Consider the following 19581-nt stretch of genomic DNA (forward strand, 5'->3'; position numbering starts at 1 on the left):
CAGGACCGTAACGCCAACCTCTCAGCGCACCGCCTGCCATACATCAAAGATGTCCCAGTCTCTCCTGAGCGTCTGCAGTCTTTCCTGCCGTCACGATCGTCTTTCCGACCCGTCATCACCGTCTCTCCGATGTGTCCGCCTTGCGGCCAGTGCAGCGTCTCCGCCGCGCCCCGTAGCGCCTCAGCGCCGCCGGTGAAGGGGGTTCTAAGGTTATACCCCGGGGGCCGCAAGCGGTTTTTGCACAAAAACGCAAACTTTCTTCCAAAAACCTATAAAAACAATCAAAAACAAAGACCTACAGCCAAACCCCTTTCGTCAAACGCGCTAAAAACCCACCGTCTTTTCCATCGCAAACAGCGCCAATGCAGACAGACCCCCCACTTACCCACAGGGAGACCCAACTTACCCACAGGCGGACAGTGGAATCGCACCGGAATCGCCGTTGGTTTCCACCGGAATCGGACGATCCAACCGCGTCGCATCACCTGGCCTCACGCAAACGCATGAAAGATGCCTGTAGCGCCACCGCCCACCGCCGCTACGCGCCCTCGCCCCAGAACAGTTGCTTGTTGTCCTGAAACCATCGGCGGAACATGCCCTTGAGCGCTTGAACCTTGGCCGACCCCTGCAGATCAGCATGGTTCAGCATCCAGATGCCGGCTTGCTCCTCACGTGGAATATGGGCCAACTCGACAAGATCCGGGATCTGTGCCCCCAAGAAGATGGGAAGCCTGACGCCGCCCATACCCGCCTGCGCCATGGAGATCAGCGCGCCCACGTCATCGCATCGGCTACGGACTTGCGCATTGGGGTGGCGGCTCAGAACCTCGGCGGGAACAGCGTGGCGATCCGTGTGCAGCAGCCAGTCCAAGGGCGCGGCCGGATCTTTGCGCGCGCGGTCGCATAGATCGGCGCGCGCGTAGCAGGCGCGTCGCAATCTTGCCAATCTGGTGCCAATCAAATGCTCTGGCGGGTTTTCAGATATGCGCAGCGCCAGATCCGCCTGCCGCCGGGACAAATCCAACAAATCAAAGCCTGCGCGCACCACCAGGTCGACCTTAGGGTGCGCCTCGGTAAAGGCCGACAGCACAGGCAGGAGGTGATACTGCAACAAAAGCTGTGGCGTTGTGAACGTTAAGCCCCCCGACAATGCCTCGTCCCGCCCCGCAAGCTTGCGAAGGGCAACATGCTCTTCATCGGCCATCCGTCTTGCCGCTTCTGCCAGGTCCAGCGCGTCAGGTCTGGGGACATAGCCGTCAGGATGGCGCTCAAAGATCAAACGGCCCAGCTGCGTCTCAACACGGGTGATCCGCCGGGCAACAGTTGTGTAATTAATGCCGAGCCGCTCCCCGGCAGCGGTGAGCGTCCCTTCCTCGACCAAGGTCCAGACCGTCCGCAAATCGTCCCAGTTTAGCTGCACCTGCCACTCCATGCGTTTGCGCATATAAACTATGCATATTCAGGTATTTTCGCATAGCCCTATGTTTCGCAGTCTGCGCGCATCAACCAACGCAAAGGATATCGTTATGGTTTATGCTTACGGAAACATCATTGTCTCTGCTCCGGAACAGCTTGCCGCCTATCGGGAAAAAGCCGCAGATGCATTGAACCGCCACCAAGGGCGCGTGGTAAGCGCCAGCCCCAAGCAAACCGTGATTGAAGGGGATTTTGGGGAAACAGGGATTGGCGTATTGCTCGAGTTTCCAACCGCCCAAGACGCCAAGAACTGGATCACGGACCCGGATTTGCAGTCCACACATGACCTGCGTCGCGCGGCAGGGCAGAGCAACATTGTCATCATCGGCGAACTCTGATCCAAACAGTGATCGGCGAACAGGCGCGAGCCCTGCCCGTTTAATCGCCCGACCGAAGCCGCGTCAGACCTTCGACAAGGGAGTTTTTAAGCCCCGCCTGCTCCATATGGAAGCGCAGCCGCTGGTTAAACCCGCCCGGTGTGTTCAAAGACTGTACAAGATCCGCACCGGGCGTTTGGGCCAGACTGGACGTGACCAGCTGGCGCAGGAAGGTCTCGCCGCGGGCTGCGTCAGCCACGTGGTCCCCCAGCCACTCCGAGGCCTCGGCCAGCAACAGGGCCACAGGCGACAAAACCGCTTGCGCCGCGAGATAGGCATCCAGCTCTGCCTGCCCGTCCAGTAAGAACAGGTTGTCGCGGGGCTCGAACAATTCAGCGAGCAACGCGCCCTGCCCCATAGCGAGAATGGGAGAGCCACCTTGGGCGATGGCTGGAAATGGCAGCATGATCGCCTCTGCCGCGGCTGGTGAAACAAGTTCTGCCACCTGCTCAAGGTTGAGATCCGCAATGAATGAGATCACGCGGTGGTCTGGCCGAAATTTGAGCGGCGCCAGAATCTCGGCCGCAGAGGCACCGATCAAGCCAAGAAAGACAATGTCGCTTTGGTCCAACACGGATTGATTGGTCGCAACCGTGACCTCGTCGAACGTCTTGGCCAGAGCCGCGGAGACCTGTGTTGACCGCTGGGACACCGTTAGCTGGTGCCCCTGCCCCGCCAGCGCATGTACCACAGCGGACGCAATCGTCCCGCACCCAAGAAATCCCAAACGCATCGCAGCAGTCCCCTTCTTTTTGCAAAGGTTAGATCAGATGCAGGCGCAACAATAGCCGCCTGACGACATCCACCCGCATTTGGGCGACGGCAAATAAGAAACGGGCGCTCGATCAGAGCGCCCGTTTCCACATATATATATCGACCGTTTTCGGGGCGGTTATTCAGCCGCCACTTTGGCCTCGACCGGTTCAACCCGCACGGCGGCGAATTTGAACTCCGGGATCTTGCCGTAGGGGTCAAGCGCCGGGTTGGTCAGGATATTGGCCGCAGCCTCCACATAGGCGAAGGGCACAAAGACCATGTCTTCGGCAATCGCCCGGTCTGCCCGCGCCATGATCTCGATCGAGCCACGGCGGGTCGACAGGCGGATCATCTCCCCGGGCTCCACGCCCATGCGGCGCAGGGTTTTGGGGTGAAGCGAGCAGTTCGCCTCGGGCTCGACCGCGTCCAGCACCAGCGACCGGCGGGTCATTGACCCCGTGTGCCAATGTTCGAGCTGACGACCGGTGGTCATGATCATCGGGTATTCGGCATCGGGGGCCTCATCCGGGGCGATCACACTTGCCGGGGTGAACTTTGCCCGCCCCTCGGGACGTGGGAAGCCATCGCCGAACACAATCGCTTGCCCCGGATCGGTCTCAGAAAGGGACGGATAGGTGATCGTCTCGGTCTCCAGGCGGTCCCAGGTGATATTGTTGAGGCTCTTCATATTGAGCTTCATCTCAGCAAAGACCTCGGAGACATCGGTGTAGTCCCACGGCAGGCCAATGCGCTTGGCCAGATCCACGGTGATGGACCAGTCTTCGCGCGCCTCTCCCGGAGGGGCCACAGCCGGGCGGACCCGCTGCACCTGACGGTTGGTGTTGCTGACGGTGCCGTTCTTTTCATAAAGCGCCGAGGCCGGGAGGATGATGTCCGCATAGTTCGCGGTCTCGGTCAGGAAGATATCCTGCACGATCATCAGCTCCAGCTTGGCAAAGGCTTCGCGGGCATGATCGGCGTCCGGGTCGGACATCGCCGGGTTTTCACCCTGAATATACATGCCTTTGACATTGCCGGCGTAAGCCTGACCGACGATTTCGGTCACGGTAAGGCCCTTCTCGTTCGAGAAATCCTCGCCACCCCAAACGTCAGTAAAGGACTTGCGAATGCCATCATCCATGACCGACTGGTAGTCCGGCAGGAACATCGGGATCAGACCCGCGTCAGATGCGCCCTGCACATTGTTCTGGCCGCGCAGCGGATGCAGACCCGCGCCGGGCTTGCCGACATTGCCGGTCATCAGCGCAAGGCTGATCAGGCAGCGCGAATTGTCGGTGCCGTGGATGTGCTGGCTGACGCCCATGCCCCAGAAGATCATGCCCGCCTTGCCTGCCGCAAACATGCGTGCGACGCGGCGCAGCTGTTCTGCGCTGATGCCGCAGATTTCGGACATGGCTTCGGGCGTGAACTGACGCAGGTGCTCTTTTTCCGCGTCCCAGTTTTCGGTCCAGCGGTGGATGTACTGGCTGTCGTAGAGCTCTTCTTCAACGATCACATTCATGATCGCGTTCAGCATGGAGACATCCGCACCGGGGCGGAACTGCAGCATCTCGGTCGCATAACGACGCATACCGACACCGCGCGGATCCATGACGATCAGCTTGCCACCGCGTTTGGTGAACTGCTTGAAGTAGGTCGCCGCGACGGGGTGGTTTTCAATCGGGTTGGAACCGATGATGATCGCCACATCGGCGTTCTCGATCTCGTTGAAGGTCGCGGTCACCGCGCCAGAGCCCACGTTTTCAATCAGCGCCGCCACCGACGAGGCGTGGCACAGACGGGTGCAGTGGTCGACGTTGTTGTGCTTGAAGCCCTGACGAATGAACTTCTGAAACAGATAGGCCTCTTCATTGGTGCACTTGGCAGAGCCAAAGCCCGCGACCGACCGCGGATCTTGCGCGCGCAGGTCCACCAGTTTGGAGGCCGCCAGGTCCAGCGCCTCTTCCCAGGTCGCTTCGCGGAAGTGGGTGGACAGGTTGCCCGGATCCACATTCAGCCCCTTGGCCGGGGCGTCGTCCCGACGGATCAGCGGTTTGGTCAGGCGGTGCGGGTGGTGGATATAGTCAAAGCCAAAGCGCCCCTTTACGCACAGGCGCCCCTCGTTTGCCGGGCCATTGATGCCTTCGACATGTTTGACCTTGCCGTCTTTGACCTTGAGGCTGACCTTACAGCCCACGCCGCAGAAGGGGCAGACGCTTTCGGTCTCGCTATCATAATCCTTGAGGTCGCCAACCTGCTGGTCGTCCAGCACGGCGGCCGGCATCAGCGCACCCGTCGGGCAGGCCTGCACACATTCGCCACACGCCACACAGGACGACGCGCCCATTGGGTCAGCAATGTCAAAGGTCGGGTAGGCATCGTGGCCACGGCCCGCCATACCGATCACGTCATTGACCTGAACCTCACGGCAGGCGCGCACGCAAAGACCACAAGAGATGCAGGCGTCCAGATTGACGCTCATCGCGACGTGGCTGTCATCCAGAAGCGGAATGCGCCCCTCTTCCAGCTTTGGGAAGCGGGACTCGGTCACGCCGTTCAGCTCTGCCATGTCCCACAGGTGCGAGGACTTGTCGTGCGCTTCTTCTTTCTCGGGCTGGTCCGCAACCAGCAGCTCCATCACCATTTTGCGGGCGTTTTCGGCGCGTGCGTTGTTGGTGGTGACAACCATGCCTTCGCTGGGTTCACGGATACAGGAGGCCGCGAGGGTGCGTTCGCCCTCAATCTCGACCATACAGGCGCGGCAGTTGCCATCGGGGCGATAGCCCGGCTGCGGCTTGTGGCACAGATGCGGGATCTTCAGGCCGCGCCCATTGGCGACTTCCCAGATGGTCAGACCTGCCTCTGCGGTGACGGTTTCCCCATCGAGGGTAAAGGTGATTTGCTTAGTCATGGCTCAGACCTCCTCGGGGAAGTGTTTCATGGTCAGGCGGATCGGGTTCGGCGCGGCCTGGCCCAAGCCGCAGATGGAGGTATCCACCATCGCCTGGCTCAGCTCTTCCAGCAGGTCCTGATCCCATTTGTCCGCCTGCATCAGCTTCACAGCCTTCTCGCAGCCGACGCGACAAGGCGTGCACTGGCCACAGCTTTCGTCCTCAAAGAAGCGCAGCATATTCAGCGCGGCTTCTTTGGCGCTGTCCTGATCCGACAGAACCACCACAGCGGCGGAACCAATAAAGGTGCCATGCGGCTGCAGCGTATCAAAATCGAGCGGGATGTCGTTCATATGTGCGGGCAACAGACCGGAGGACGGACCACCCGGCTGATAGGCCTTGAAGCTATGCCCGTCGAGCATACCGCCCGCCGCGTCGATCACATCCAGAATGGTGGAACCCGCAGGCAGCAGATGCACGCCCGGGTTCTTCACCCGACCAGAGACCGAATAAGACCGCAGCCCCTTGCGGCCGTTCTTTTCAACCGCGTTCAGACACTCCGGCCCTTCACGGTTGATCTTGGCCACCCAATAGAGGGTTTCAACGTTGTGGACGAGGGTCGGGCGACCAAAAATACCCACCTGCGCCACAAAGGGCGGACGGTGACGGGGCTCGCCGCGCTTGCCTTCGATGGATTCAATCATCGCGCTTTCTTCACCACAGATATAGGCCCCTGCCCCACGGCGCAGGTCGATATAGCCGGGCTCTACGATGCCTGCGGCTTCCAGCGCCGCGATTTCCGTGGCGAGGATTTCCAGCACCGCCGGGTACTCATCCCGCATATAGATAAAGGCTTTTTCCGCCTCGACCGCCCAGGCGGCGATCAGCATGCCTTCCAGGAACAGATGCGGCGTGCGCTCCAGATAGTAGCGGTCTTTGAACGTACCGGGTTCGCCCTCATCGCCATTGACGGCGAGATAGCGGGTGCCTTCATTGGCGCGAACAAAGCCCCATTTGGTGCCTGACGGGAAACCCGCCCCACCAAGGCCACGAAGGCCTGCTTCTTTGACCTTCTCCTGCACCGCTTCCCAGTTGCCGTTCGCGCGCAGGTCTTTCAGGACCGCATAGCCCCCCTCGGACATATATGTGTCGAGGGTCTCGTAATCTGGCACATGGGCATGGGTGTCATCGGCAGCAATCGCGGCCTCGACCTTTTCCACGGTGGCATGGTCAATGTGGTTGTGGCCGATTTCCAGCACCGGCGCGGTGTCGCAGCGGCCCATGCAGGGCGCACGCAGCACGCGGACCTGAGAGGGGTCCATGCCGTCCTCAAGCGCCTGTTTCAGCTGTTCCGCCCCAGCAAGTTCACAGGACAGGCTGTCACAGACCCGAATGGTCAGCGCGGGCGGCGGGGTCTCGCCTTCTTTGACCACATCAAAGTGGGCATAGAAGCTGGCGACCTCAAAAATCTCGGCCTGGCCCACGCGCATCTCTTCCGACAGGGCGCGAATATGCGCTGCGGAAATATGACCAAATTTGTCCTGCACCAGATGCAGGAATTCGATCAGCAGATCACGGCTGCGCGGACGCGCCCCCAGCAGGTCAAGAATTTCGGAATGAGCCTGATCTTCCAGCTGCCGGCCTTTGGGGGTTTTACGACCCTTGCCTTTGCCGGATTTCCAAACGCCAGTTTGCGTATCTAACGGTGCCATGGGTGCCTCCAAACCTAGGTGCCTTGGCGTCACCTTTGGCAAGGCACAAATGAACCGTCAAATTCGAAGATCAGATGGCGCGATAAGGTTTACTTATCAATGTCGCAAATCTGCCCCGAAGCGTCGATAATCTCCCGCAGGGCACGCACCGTGGTCAATTCCGGCTGACGCTCAATGGAAGCAAGGCAAATTGGACGGCCCATCGCTGCCACTGCTGCAGAATCGCTGGGGTCCGCTGGCGCCGCGTCCTGAAGGTCCAGAACCCGCGTGCCGTCCATTTGCCCCAAGGCCTCGACCAAGGCACGCGGCAAAATGGTCGCGACAGCCCCAGATCGCGCCATAACCATCGCCGACATGAAGCCCGAGCTTTCGGACATGACCGATGGGCTGAGGCCGCGATCGGCAAAGATCCGGTCCAGAATACGCCGGTTCTGCATCTGCGGTTCCAAAAGGCTCAGCGGCAATTGCGCAGCGTCTTCCCAAGTGATCGAGGCCGCCTCTGCCGAAACCATAGCTTCGGGCGCGAAGAGCACGTAAGATTCATCATAAAGTGAGGTTATCGTAACCTGATCCTTGCCCAGACTATCGCTGTAGGTGATGCCCGCGTCGATCGTACCGTCAAACAAGCGCTGCTGGAGCGTGATGGAGGTGGTCACCTCAATCCGAACCAACAGGTTTGGATGCGCCTCGTGCAGCCGCCCTGTCAATTGCGCCGCAAAGGCCGTGGCCGTCGGCACCACGCCCAAAACCAGCATGCCCGTCACCTGCCCTTTGGCCGCAGCAATTTCCTGCTCCAGCGCCTTGGCCCCATCAAGGATGCCGCGCGCATGGCGCAGGATCATTTCGCCTTCTTCCGTCAGCCCCTGAAACCGGTTGCCACGCCGCACCACGGTCAGCCCAAGCCGTTCCTCAAGCGCCCGCAGCCGCATCGAAAACGCAGGCTGCGACAGGGCGCATTCCTCTGCGGCCTTGGCAAAGTGGCGATGACGGGCAAGCGCGGTCAGCAGCTGGAGTTCTCTGAGTTCGATCATGGGCTTCAGGTTGCACAAACTTCAGGGCAGGTCGATACCCTGCGCCGTTATCGGGGCCCGCTCTCCGGGCAAGACGACCAAAACAACCGGTGACTGCAATCATTCCCGCCCGTGACGTTAAGCGAGCGGTAAGCAGATTAGTCTAAAGGTTTAGAGGTCTTTTCGACCTGCGACATGTGCCATGAGCAGAGAACAGCAGTTCCCCCTGTTCACATCCCTGCCCGGCACCCCTTGCAAGAGGCTGCAATGAAATTGAAATTTAATGGGCTTAGCCACAAATTAGGGGCATCGATGTACCTTAAAGTCGGCGCGTTGGTTGCTGCGGTGACCATCGGGGTCGCTCTTTTCATTATGGCGGCGAACCAAATCATCATCAATCGCGCGGTTCAGGACGGCGTCCTCAGCCTTGGTGCGACGTCAACGACGTCAATCGCATCCAACAGTGGAACCGCCATCTTGTCCGGCGACACAGACCGCCTGAACAATGCGCTTGCCGAGATGCTCGAGCTTTCGCAAGGGCGCGCAATCTTTGGTGTCGTCTTGGATGCCAAAGGCACGGTTCTGGCCACGCAGGGCGATAACACCACATGGGGCGCGGGTGACCTGCCCTATCTCGCCAATGTTGCGATGCAGACCTGGGCCACAGAAACCACAGGCGACGGGCGGCTGATCGCGGCACCGGCCCGATCGGAAAACGGGGACATTGTCGGCGCCGTTGGATTTATCTGGTCTTCTGATCAGGCCTTTGCTGTTTTGTTCGACCAGCAGATCGTCGTCTACGGCATCGCCACCGCGCTTTTCCTTGTGCTGAGCGTATTGGCCGCCTGGGGGTTGCGTCGCCTTTTGACCCACCCGCTGCAGACGGTAAGGGACGGGGTTCTGACCCTCACCAACGGCAGCTTTGACGAAGCCCCCATGATGCCCAACCGCCGCGATGAAATCGGGGAAATTGCCCGGGCCGTCGAAGACCTGAAGCAGCAATTGCACAAAGCCGAAGATCTGGCTCGCACCCGCGAAATGTCGCAGCAAAACCAAGCAGATGTGGTGACCGTCCTCAACCGCGCGCTGAAACGGATGTCCGATGGGGATCTGACGTTGACCATCGACGACCCTTTCGCTCCGGAATATGAATCGCTCCGACGGCATTTCAATTCGACGCATGCAACCATGGTCAGCATTATTAGCGCCGTCATCGAAAGCTCGGACCGGATCCGCTCCAGCGCGGAAGAGATCGCCCAGTCCTCGGGTGATCTGGCCCAGCGCACCGAAAGCCAGGCTGCAACCCTACAACAGACCGCCGGCGCGATGGAGATGTTGAACAATGGGGTGCGCTCTGCGGCGGATGCGGCCCATGATGTCGAGGCGATTATGGGCGATGCCCGCAACACCGCGGAAGGCAGCGGCGAGGTGGTCTCGACCGCGGTAGAGGCCATGTCCAAAATCGAAGAGAGTTCGAAGAAAATCACCAAAATTCTGGGGCTGATCGACGAAATCGCATTTCAGACCAACCTCCTTGCCCTGAACGCCGGGGTCGAAGCCGCCCGCGCAGGCGAAGCCGGTCGTGGCTTTGCGGTGGTGGCAGCCGAAGTCCGTGCGCTTGCGCAACGCTCTTCGGATGCGGCACAGGATATCAAACATCTGATCACCGAAAGTAATGATCATATTTACGAAGGTGTGCAGCTTGTGGGGCGCACCGGCGAGGAACTGGAAAAGCTGATCGGGCGCGTCGGAACCATTTCAGAACGCGTGACGGAAATTGCCGACAGCGCGGAAAACCAATCCACAACACTCAATGAGATCAACACCGGCGTTGGCCAGTTGGATGGCGTCACGCAGCACAATGCGGCCATGGTCGAACAGACCACCGCCGCCAGTCAGGTCCTGCGCAATGACGCCGCTCAACTTGCGCGGATTGTTTCGGTTTTCAAGACCGGTGAAACGGTAACGGCCGACACCGCAGAGGCCCGATCTGAGGGCAAGGCTCCAGCCGAAACGGCATCTGCCGAATTGTTTGAAGATGACATCACCCTCTTCGACGCTCCCGATACTTCCGTAGCGCCGAAACAGCAGGCCGCGGAACCGGTCCTGCAACCTGCTGCGGGATGGCAGGACTTCTGACCGTTTGAACCAGGGCCAGTACCCACTGCGGCCCTCCGCCATGATGCTCAGCGGGATGTTTCACATGACACAAAACGCCCAGTCGTGGCCCGCACGCCTTTTGGGGCGGACCGATGCGTTTTCATGCCGACACATTGGTGAGCGCAAGCCAATCGACGTACGCCAAAAAGCGTGTCCCCATTTCGTGTCGTGACATCTGTTTTGTGAGAGAAAGCGGCGACCCCGCACCAGACCGGAGCCGCCGCCAGACGTACGAATAGCCTCTGCCCACTCACTCACTTACCCCGAAGGGCCACGGACCATTCCATTCGCAACGCCTTTCCCGTCAAATTCGGGCGATGGACGCAAATGCTAAAATCATGCGGTAATATGCGGGAGAAAAATACTTTTGGATAGTTGGACAGCGCCCGTCTTCACTATGCCGTAAAATCGCATCGGTTTCCATAGCTTTGGCCCCAGGCCTACAAGCTTGAAATAAGATGTGACCCTTTCGCCAAAACCGCCTTTAAGCGCCTGAGTTTCATCCAAAAAACATTATGGCAGCTTTGAGACCAATGGCCGTTAGGGAGAATTTTAGCGAAAATTTCACACAAAACGAAAGGCGTAAGACTGTTTGTTCTTTTGTGGGATCACCCACTTTGAGGCCAGTGAGGGCGGCAGAGCGAACGCGTGTCAGCCTTTTCAGTACCTTCGTGCAGCAGGGCCGACATATTCAAGTTTTTCATCCGGTTAAGGCGCTACTTCGATTCGAATCGAGGGTCTGCGCCACGCAAGTCCAAACCCGAGAACCCGTTGCGGGTTTTCCAAGGTTACCCCAGGCTGGGCCTTTCACCACGGGCTGGCGCGCAGGTCTTTGGCGCAAGAATCCACAAATTTGGCGTCAAACACACTAGCCCGCCCTCGTCGGATCGGACTAATTTCGCCGGGAAACTGGTCCCCGAAAACCTAGTTCGATTTGGCAAGCGAAGGGTTTCCACCTTCGCGCCCCCGCGCATCTCAACGGCCCAAAAGTCCAAAGACCCGGCCTGTTGGGATGTCGGAGCCAAGACCGCCAAACTATCCCAAAGTTTAGCACAGCATACGGATACGCTTTTGGGTGCGAAACCGTTTCGCGGTATCAAAAGATAACTATTAGCTTCTTCTTTTGAACGGGTTTTCTACATGCGGATCGAAGTGCTGACCTCTACTGCGCAAACGACTATAGACGCCGCCTCGCAACTGCGGGAGGAACTGGCCAAAGCATCCACCCGTTCGCCTGATTTTGTCGCCCTACATGCCTCATGTAAAATGGATCTGGCCGCTTTGCGAGACGGGCTTGGTCTGACCGCAGAGACTGCTCTCCATGGTGCCACCTCCTGCAATGGCATTATCAGCAACGACAACAGCACGTTAGGCCAGGAACACGGTGCGGGCCTCTTTGCGATTTGGGAAGACGAGGGCGATTTCGGCAGCGCGGCACGCCCCCTTGATGACGACCCGCGCGCACGCGGTCACGAGGCAGCCCTTGCTGCTTTGGAAATGGCGGATCGCCCCGGCGAAATCCCCGACCTCGTTTGGCTGTCGGTCACGCCCGGTCAGGAAGAACATGTGCTGCAGGGGATTCGGGACGCCATTGGCGATGAGGTTCCGATTATTGGCGGCAGCGCCGCCGACAATGACATTTCTGGCGAATGGGCGGTGTTCGACCGCGCGCAGGTGCTCAGCGACGGGGTCGTCGTCAGCATGTTGTTTCTGGAAGGCTACCAATCCGATGCGTTTCAATCCGGCTACTCGCCCAGCGCCTCCTCGGGCTTCGTGACCCGCGCAGAAGGCCGTCGAATTTACGAGATCGACCACAAACCAGCCGCCGCTATGTATCAGCGCTGGACACAAGGCCGCATCCCGGCAGACGTCAGCGGTCCGGACAGCCGAAACATCCTCGCGGACAGCACGCTGACCCCTTTGGCGCGGCAGGTTCAGCGCCGCGACGGTCAAAACGACTATCTGCTTGTGCACCCGGCCGCCATCAACCCTGATCAAAGCATCGACGTGTTTGCGGAAGTCCCCGAAGGCGAAGTCTTGACGCTGATGGAAGGGACCCGCTCTGCGCTGGTCGATCGGGCCGGAAAGGTCGCAGCCATGTCGCGCAACAGCCTGCCCAAAGGGCGCGCAGAGCCCAAGGGTGCGCTGGTGGTGTTCTGCGGCGGGTGCATGATGGCGATGGGCGAGGAAATCGATCAGGTGACGGATCAGATCCGATCGAACCTTCCTGACCTGCCCTTTCTTGGTGTTTTCACGTTTGGCGAGCAAGGCCACATACCCAGCGGCGGAAACTGGCATGGAAACTTAATGATTTCCTGCATAACCTTTGGCGCATGAACCGACCCCAGACCCCGATCCCAATTGACCGGCTTCGGGACCGTATCAGCGAACTGGAACTCCAGCAGAAGGTGGACCAGCAGGAACTGGCGGTCTCTGATGCGTTGTTGTCAGGCGTTGAACGGATGCAGGCTGCCCGCACCCGGACCGAAGTGCTTGCAGTGGTCTCGCACACGTTGAAAGAAGCGGTCTGTGCGGAACAGGTTTTTATCATCGGGGATGGAGCAGAGGCTTTTTTTGGCAAGCACAAAATCAGCAATGAGGTGCTGTATCCGCCAGACCATGTGACGTCTGGCCCCATCACCGATGACGTCATGAATTGGCTGAAGCGACGGCGCAATATCCGCAGCGTCGCCGATCTGGCCTTGCCTGCGCCCCTGCCCGGGTTGATCGGCGAAGGTGGCAGCCTGCTTTCGGCGCCATTTCACCGCGAAGGTGGCCAAATCATTGCCCTGGTCTGCGCCCACAGCGACGTGGGTTTTTTCACGTCTGAACATATGCGGATCCTGCGACGGCTTACGGATCTGGTTGCGCATGCCTTGCGCTCCATTCGGCTGGACGACCGGCATGAAGTTCTGGCTTCGGTTGTGGAATATACCGATGTCCCTGTCATGCTGATCGAACCGCATCAGGACGGCGGCAAAATCGTCTACGTCAATGGGGCCTTTGAAACCATGACCGGGTTCAACTGGCAGGACATGGCAGGCCAGCGTTTTCAAGGCAGTCTCCCGACCCCCTCGCCCGAGCGTTTGGCGCTGCGCTACAGCTTTCAGTCCGGCCAGCCTGGGCGCTTCATGGTCTGGAACAAACGAAAAACCGGGCAAAAGTTCCTAAATGAAATCACGCTCGCCCCTATTCGTCACCGCGACGGCACCCTGCGCTACATGTTGGCCACCCATGCGGATGTAACCGAACACATTGAACGGCAACGCGAAATTCGGGTGCTAGAGCAGCGACTGGAAACCGCGATGGAGGCCGTGTCCAACGCCATTCTGGTGATCGATGCGCAGGGGGAAACCACCTATCTCAACTCTGCGATGACCGCATTGTTTGACCGTCTGTCACTCGGTGATCTTGCCCCATCCGAAGCCGGGATGACACTGTTCCGGCATTGCGAGACCAGCGCCGATGGGCAGATCGAATGCGACGATGGCGCGGCCTTCCTTCTGCGTGCTTTCAGAAGCAGTGAGGGCGGCAAAGTTATAACCGCGACTGACGTCACAGAAATGAAAGAGGCAAAGCGGATCCTGAAAGAGCGTGCCGTTGCTATGGACAGCACCGCCGAGGGCATTGCGATCGCCGATCGCACCGCAACCTTGTCCTATGCCAACCCTGCCTTCGCCAAGCTTTTCGGGGCCAGCGATCCAGCCACAATCATTGGCCGCAAATGGTGCGCCGCCTTCGCCGAGGAAGATGTCAGCCGTCTGGGCACCGATGTCCGCCCCAAAGTGGAGGCCACCGGCAGCGCCACAATCGAAATGCGTGCCCCCCTGCCCGACGGGATCCGCAGTTTCGAGGTCTCTGTGACCGCAATTGATGATGAGAAACGCATTATTGTGGCCCATGACATCACCGACCGTCTGGAATATCAGGCCGCGCGGGCCAACCTTGATCAGAAGCTGCAGCAGTTTGAAAAGAACGAAAGCATTGGCCGTCTTGCTGCTGGTGTGGCCCATGATTTCAACAATCTGCTGGCCGTAATCAATGGCCATGCGGCCCTGTTGAACAGCCGCACGCCCGCCGAGAAGGTGGAGCTCTACGCCGGCCGCATCAACGAGGCGTCGTCTCGGGCCGCCAAGATGATCAACCGGTTCCTCGATCTGGGCATGAGCAGCGACACCAAGAACATGATCGATCTGCGGACCTTGATGACCGAAAGCGAAGATCTGCTGCGGTCGGTCGTCTCTGCCGAGACGACCTTCAGCCTGCATATGGAAGATCGGGAAATGGAAATGCTCTGCTTCCCATCGGAATTGCTGCGCGTGGCCCTGAACCTGGTCCAGAACGCCCAGGACGCGCTGGACGGTGCGCCGGGGGACATCCGTCAGTCCCTGTGCCACAAGGCTGGCGCGGATCTGGTCGAACTGGACATGCAGGTTGGCGTCATTGATCCTGACGTCAGCTATGCGCGCTACACGGTCGCCGACAGCGGCAGCGGCATCCCTCCGGACGTCATGTCCCACCTGTTCCGGGACCACTATTCGACCAAGGGCCAGCGCGGCAGCGGCATTGGGATGATGGCCATCGCAGAAATTATTGCCGATCACGAGGGCGCCATTCGGATCGACACCGAGCTGGGCCGCGGCACCACAATCGAGATCTATCTGCCCCTGAGCGACCTGCATATGGCGCAGGTCGGCGACAGCGAAATCGGGTCGGTCCGGTTGGACAAAAAGCTGATCTTGGTTGTCGACGACGATGCCCCGGTGGGCGAATCCATTGCGGCCTATCTTGAACGTCTGGGGGCTGAGGTCTCTGTCTGTATTGATCCCAAAGAGGCACTGGAAATCATCAAAGAGGACCCCGGCCTTTGGTCGCTGATTGTGTCAGACTACAATATGCCCGGCCTGAATGGCGGCCAGCTGGCTAAATCCGCGCGTGAAACAGACCCGGACCTGCCGTTCCTGATCGTGACCGCTCTGGCGCGCAAACTGTCGGATCCGAACCTGAATGATGATGTTATTGCCGGTCTTCTGGCAAAACCTGTGGACCTGAACGCGCTGGCGCATCTGATCGAACGGCACGCACGCGAGATGCCCAAGGAATAATCGGCGCGCCCGCTATCCGGCATTTCCCTGCGAAAATCCGCACAATGGCACCGGGCGTGTCTATCTGACGCTACAACCTGCCGCATCCGTGCTTGATCTTGCGCGAGGAACCCTTAAGACGTCTGGCGACTATTCAACCCACCCCGAGGAACAGATTGATGTTTGCTGGACAAAAACTCCCCGACGTGACCTTCCGCACCCGCGTGCGCGACGAAAGCATCGAAGGCCCGAACCCCTTCCGCTGGCAGGACATGACCACCGCCGATTACTTCGCCGGTAAGCGCGTCATCCTGTTCTCCCTGCCGGGCGCCTTCACCCCCACCTGCTCCACCTACCAGTTGCCGGGCTTTGAAAACGGCTTTGAAGACTTCAAAGCCGAAGGCATCGACGACATCTACTGCATGTCCGTCAACGACAGCTTCGTGATGAACAAATGGGCCGAAGCGCAGGGCATCTCCAACGTTAAGGTGATCCCGGATGGTTCCGGCGAATTCACCCGCAAAGTTGGCATGCTGGTCGCCAAAGACAACCTGGGCTTTGGCATGCGCTCCTGGCGTTATGCCGCCATCATCAACGATGGTGTTGTAGAAGCCTTCTTCGAAGAGCCGGGCCTGGAAGACAACCACGGCGAAGATCCCTATGGCGAATCTTCCCCCGAAAACCTGCTGAAGCACCTGAAGGACAAGGCAGCCGCCTAAGATCCTGCTTCGGATTTTCAAAATTCTTAAAATGGCCCGCCGTCGCGGGCCATTTTTGTTTCCACTGCCGCAACAGCACTGGCAGCCCTGACGGACTGGCCCACATCACGTGCCTAAAAGACCGCCTCCCTTTGCAAAAATTCGTAATAAAACTGGCATCTTGAGCAAGAAACCGCAGGCAATGTCACATTGCGCTGCGTTAATGAGCTGACTTGCGTTAGAATGGAGAGTGCAGAGAAATTGACACTAAGTTGTCATACTCTCTGCATAGTGCACACGCAGATACATTAAATCTGCGCGATATTTTGGAGAGTGAATATGCGTAAAAAAGTGACCAAGGCAATTTTCCCTGTTGCTGGCCTCGGCACCCGTTTTCTTCCGGCGACCAAATCCGTGCCGAAAGAAATCATGACACTGGTGGACCGCCCACTGGTGCAATATGCCATCGATGAGGCCCGGGCTGCGGGTATTAAGGAATTCATCTTTGTAACATCGCGCGGCAAAGGCGCGCTTGAGGATTACTTTGACCATTCGCCGGTTCTGGAGCAGGAGCTGCGCAAGAAGGGCAAAGATGCGCTTCTGGAAACGCTCAAGTCCACTAACATGGACTCCGGGGCCATTGCTTATATTCGCCAACATCAGGCCCTTGGCCTTGGCCATGCGGTTTGGTGCGCACGCCGCCTGATCGCCAACGAACCCTTTGCTGTGATCCTGCCCGACGATGTGATCGCTGCGGAAAAACCCTGCTTGCAGCAAATGGTCGAAGCCTATGAAGAAACCGGTGGCAATATGGTCGCTGCCATGGAAGTGCCGGAAGACAAGGCCTCCAGCTACGGTGTTCTGGATCTGAAGGAAGACATGGGCAAGCTGGTGTCGGTGGACGGCATGGTCGAAAAGCCCGCGCCGGGCACCCAGCCGTCCAACCTTGCTGTCATTGGCCGCTACATCCTGACACCGTCGGTGATGCGGAACCTCAAGCAGATGAAAAAGGGCGCAGGCGGAGAGATCCAACTGACCGATGCCATCGCGCAAGAGCTTGAGCAAGACAACCCCGTCTATGGCTACCGGTTTGACGGTCAGCGGTTCGACTGCGGCTCCAAAGCGGGCTTCTTGCAGGCCACGGTTGCCTTTGCTCTGGCACGTGACGACCTGCGCGACGATCTGCAGGGCTACATCAATCACGTGGCTTTGAACGCAAGCGCAGCAGAGTAATCACGGCCCACACTTTTTGTTTAAAGCCCCTGCAGCCCAGCTGTGGGGGCTTTGCTTATGGTGCCCGCCCCCCGACACAAACGGACCTCTTGGGCTGAGGCTGAAAGAGCCCCCCATTCAGGGACCTGTTTTAAACTGCAGCCTTGACCGCATGCGGGGCGATCGCCTCTGTTGGTTAGACAGATCGCAGCGAGGAGGACACAAGCCATGGAACTGCAAGACGAGGTCACAATCAACGCGCCCCTGACCGAGGTCTATGACGCGCTGAACGATCCCGATGTTCTGCAAGCCTGCATTCCGGGCTGTGAAGAGCTGGTAAAACACGATGACGGCACGATGGAGGCCAAGGTCGTGCTGAAAGTCGGCCCCGTGAAGGCCAGGTTTTCCGGCAATGTAACGCTCGACACCAGCGGCGCGCCCGAGGCGTTTTCACTGTCGGGTCAGGGCAATGGTGGCACAGCAGGCCATGCCAAGGGCGGCGCGGATGTCCGCCTTGAAGCGGTCGCGCCAGACCAGACCCGACTGACATATGACGCCCGTGCTGAAATCGGTGGCAAGTTGGCGCAGCTGGGCTCGCGGCTGATTCAGAGCACCGCCAAAAAGCTGGCGGGGAAATTCTTTACCAGTTTTGCCACCCAATTCGCCCCTTCAGAGGGCTGAGCGGCCTTCTGTGAGACGACGGCTGCCCCTCACCGACGCAATGGGCTGCTGCAAATCAGGCAGGTTCCTCTTTGACCTCTGCACGCCTGTCAGCGCAGCCTGTTTTTCCTTGCCCTTGAAACAAAAGACAGTTTTCCTTCACGCAACACCATCATGCATGAACTGAGAGACCCTATGTTCGACCTTTTGATCCAGGGCGGCACCCTGCCCGACGGCACCCAGCAGGACATTGCCATCACTGGCGACCGCATCACCGAAATCGCCCCAAAGATCGAAGGCTCTGCGTTCGAAGTCGTGGACGCGACCGGGGATCTGGTCTCCCCTCCCTTTGTGGATCCGCATTTTCACCTGGATGCCACGCTGTCTTATGGCCAGCCGCGGGTGAATGCCTCTGGCACGTTGCTGGAAGGCATTGACCTATGGGGCGAGCTGCGCGAACAGGCCACGGTCGAGGACATGGTGGACCGCGCCCTGACCTATTGCGATTGGGCGGCGTCAATGGGGCTTTTGGCCATTCGCACCCATGTCGACACCACACCGGATCATCTGCGGGGCGTCACCGCAATGCTCGAGGTGCGCGAGGCGGTGAAGGACTATATCGACCTGCAACTTGTGGCCTTTCCACAAGACGGGCTGTACCGCGCAGCGAACGGGCGGGAAAACCTGCTGCGGGCGCTGGATATGGGCGTCGATGTGGTGGGCGGCATCCCGCATTTTGAACGCACCATGTCCGATGGCGCGGCTTCGGTCCGGGATCTCTGTGAAATTGCGGCGGATCGGGGACTGCCGGTTGATGTGCACTGTGACGAGACCGACGACCCGCAGTCGCGCCATGTGGAGACCCTGGCCGCTGAAACCATCCGCCTTGGCTTGCAGGGGCGTGTTGCGGGCAGCCACCTGACGTCCATGCATTCCATGGACAACTATTATGTCTCGAAACTGCTGCCTCTGATGGCCGAAGCCGAACTGGCCGCGATCCCCAATCCGCTGATCAATATTGTCCTGCAAGGGCGCCATGACAGCTTCCCCAAACGGCGCGGCCTGACCCGCGTGAAGGAAATGCAGGCCATGGGCATCAAGGTCGGCTGGGGACAGGACTGCGTTCTGGACCCGTGGTATTCGCTGGGCACCGCCGACATGCTGGACGTGGCCTTTATGGGCCTGCACGTCGCACAGATGACCCACCCCGAAGAAATGGCACGCTGTTTCACGATGGTCACGCAAACCAATGCAGAGATCATCGGCCTTCAGGACTATGGGTTGCGCGTGGGCGCGCAGGCGTCACTGGTGGTGCTGGATGCCAATGACCCGGTGGACGCCCTGCGCCAGCGCGCGGCGCGGCGGGTAGTGGTTGCCAAGGGCAAGGTGATTGCCCGCAGCCCCCGCGCCGAGACGCAGCTGACTTTGGCCGGACGCCCCGGCGGTTTGCGACGCCGCGCCCCCAAGCTCTGAGTGGCAGCCTGTGCGCCCGCCACTTGCCCCATTAATAAGCATTTGGCGGGATTTGCCCTCTTCTTGCGCAGT

13 protein-coding genes are annotated in these 19581 nt (G+C 59.3%); 8 read left to right on the top strand and 5 right to left on the bottom strand.

The features are described from left to right. Positions 1-538 precede the first annotated feature (538 nt). The gene (locus tag TRM7557_RS07380) at positions 539-1444 is read right to left on the bottom strand and encodes a LysR family transcriptional regulator (protein WP_235811426.1); all 906 of its coding nucleotides are present in this window, start codon (positions 1442-1444) and stop codon (positions 539-541) included. An 82-nt stretch (positions 1445-1526) separates the two neighbouring features. Here TRM7557_RS07380 and TRM7557_RS07385 point away from each other — a divergent pair, with 82 nt between their 5' ends. Next, positions 1527-1814, top strand: coding sequence for a DUF1330 domain-containing protein (locus TRM7557_RS07385; RefSeq protein ID WP_058289581.1), 288 nt, complete (start codon positions 1527-1529; stop codon positions 1812-1814). Positions 1815-1854: 40 nt separating this feature from the next. Here the strand turns inward: TRM7557_RS07385 and TRM7557_RS07390 are convergent, their stop codons facing one another. From TRM7557_RS07390 to TRM7557_RS07405, 4 genes are all read right to left on the bottom strand, one after another. Then, positions 1855-2586 (bottom strand): NAD(P)-binding domain-containing protein, encoded by a 732-nt coding sequence (locus tag TRM7557_RS07390; RefSeq protein ID WP_058289582.1) that lies wholly within the window; start codon positions 2584-2586, stop codon positions 1855-1857. A 159-nt stretch (positions 2587-2745) separates the two neighbouring features. Beyond that, positions 2746-5520, bottom strand: coding sequence for a formate dehydrogenase subunit alpha (gene fdhF / locus TRM7557_RS07395; protein WP_058289583.1), 2775 nt, complete (start codon positions 5518-5520; stop codon positions 2746-2748). Positions 5521-5523: 3 nt separating this feature from the next. Beyond that, positions 5524-7212, bottom strand: coding sequence for an NAD(P)H-dependent oxidoreductase subunit E (locus tag TRM7557_RS07400; RefSeq protein WP_058289584.1), 1689 nt, complete (start codon positions 7210-7212; stop codon positions 5524-5526). 89 nt (positions 7213-7301) lie between these two features. Continuing rightward, on the bottom strand, positions 7302-8243 hold the full coding sequence (locus TRM7557_RS07405) for a LysR family transcriptional regulator (RefSeq protein ID WP_058289725.1): 942 nt from the start codon (positions 8241-8243) through the stop codon (positions 7302-7304). A gap of 291 nt (positions 8244-8534) precedes the next feature. Here TRM7557_RS07405 and TRM7557_RS07410 point away from each other — a divergent pair, with 291 nt between their 5' ends. The 7 genes from TRM7557_RS07410 to TRM7557_RS07440 all read left to right on the top strand — a co-directional run bounded on the left by TRM7557_RS07410 (position 8535) and on the right by TRM7557_RS07440 (position 19509). Continuing rightward, on the top strand, positions 8535-10361 hold the full coding sequence (locus TRM7557_RS07410) for a methyl-accepting chemotaxis protein (protein ID WP_165592426.1): 1827 nt from the start codon (positions 8535-8537) through the stop codon (positions 10359-10361). A gap of 1161 nt (positions 10362-11522) precedes the next feature. Next, complete coding sequence (locus TRM7557_RS07415) at positions 11523-12719, top strand: FIST signal transduction protein (protein WP_058289586.1); 1197 nt, start codon at positions 11523-11525, stop codon at positions 12717-12719. Next, on the top strand, positions 12716-15487 hold the full coding sequence (locus tag TRM7557_RS07420) for a hybrid sensor histidine kinase/response regulator (RefSeq protein WP_058289587.1): 2772 nt from the start codon (positions 12716-12718) through the stop codon (positions 15485-15487). Before TRM7557_RS07415 ends, TRM7557_RS07420 begins: the two co-directional genes overlap by 4 nt. Before the next feature lie 158 nt (positions 15488-15645). Next, positions 15646-16185 carry a peroxiredoxin gene (locus TRM7557_RS07425; protein ID WP_058289588.1) on the top strand — a complete coding sequence of 180 codons (540 nt, stop codon included), beginning with the start codon at positions 15646-15648 and terminating at the stop codon, positions 16183-16185. 318 nt (positions 16186-16503) lie between these two features. Next, a complete protein-coding gene (gene galU, locus TRM7557_RS07430) occupies positions 16504-17397 on the top strand; it encodes a UTP--glucose-1-phosphate uridylyltransferase GalU (RefSeq protein WP_058289589.1) in 894 nt (297 codons plus the stop codon). A gap of 207 nt (positions 17398-17604) precedes the next feature. Then, the gene (locus TRM7557_RS07435; protein ID WP_058289590.1) at positions 17605-18057 is read left to right on the top strand and encodes a CoxG family protein; all 453 of its coding nucleotides are present in this window, start codon (positions 17605-17607) and stop codon (positions 18055-18057) included. Positions 18058-18231: 174 nt separating this feature from the next. Next, positions 18232-19509, top strand: a complete 1278-nt coding sequence (locus TRM7557_RS07440) for an amidohydrolase family protein (RefSeq protein WP_058289591.1) — start codon at positions 18232-18234, stop codon at positions 19507-19509. Positions 19510-19581: the final 72 nt, after the last annotated feature.

It is taken from the genome of Tritonibacter multivorans (assembly GCF_001458415.1).
In the GTDB taxonomy this organism is placed as follows: domain Bacteria; phylum Pseudomonadota; class Alphaproteobacteria; order Rhodobacterales; family Rhodobacteraceae; genus Epibacterium; species Epibacterium multivorans.

Bases quoted from the DNA above. Each gene is read 5' to 3' on its own strand.
- TRM7557_RS07400 (WP_058289584.1), bottom strand. From the start codon at position 7,212: ATGGCACCGTTAGATACGCAAACTGGCGTTTGGAAATCCGGCAAAGGC.
- TRM7557_RS07425 (WP_058289588.1), top strand. From the start codon at position 15,646: ATGTTTGCTGGACAAAAACTCCCCGACGTGACCTTCCGCACCCGCGTG.
- TRM7557_RS07385 (WP_058289581.1), top strand. From the start codon at position 1,527: ATGGTTTATGCTTACGGAAACATCATTGTCTCTGCTCCGGAACAGCTT.
- TRM7557_RS07405 (WP_058289725.1), bottom strand. From the start codon at position 8,243: ATGATCGAACTCAGAGAACTCCAGCTGCTGACCGCGCTTGCCCGTCAT.
- TRM7557_RS07390 (WP_058289582.1), bottom strand. From the start codon at position 2,586: ATGCGTTTGGGATTTCTTGGGTGCGGGACGATTGCGTCCGCTGTGGTA.
- fdhF (WP_058289583.1), bottom strand. From the start codon at position 5,520: ATGACTAAGCAAATCACCTTTACCCTCGATGGGGAAACCGTCACCGCA.
- TRM7557_RS07440 (WP_058289591.1), top strand. From the start codon at position 18,232: ATGTTCGACCTTTTGATCCAGGGCGGCACCCTGCCCGACGGCACCCAG.
- TRM7557_RS07410 (WP_165592426.1), top strand. From the start codon at position 8,535: ATGTACCTTAAAGTCGGCGCGTTGGTTGCTGCGGTGACCATCGGGGTC.
- TRM7557_RS07380 (WP_235811426.1), bottom strand. From the start codon at position 1,444: ATGCGCAAACGCATGGAGTGGCAGGTGCAGCTAAACTGGGACGATTTG.
- TRM7557_RS07415 (WP_058289586.1), top strand. From the start codon at position 11,523: ATGCGGATCGAAGTGCTGACCTCTACTGCGCAAACGACTATAGACGCC.
- TRM7557_RS07420 (WP_058289587.1), top strand. From the start codon at position 12,716: ATGAACCGACCCCAGACCCCGATCCCAATTGACCGGCTTCGGGACCGT.
- TRM7557_RS07435 (WP_058289590.1), top strand. From the start codon at position 17,605: ATGGAACTGCAAGACGAGGTCACAATCAACGCGCCCCTGACCGAGGTC.
- galU (WP_058289589.1), top strand. From the start codon at position 16,504: ATGCGTAAAAAAGTGACCAAGGCAATTTTCCCTGTTGCTGGCCTCGGC.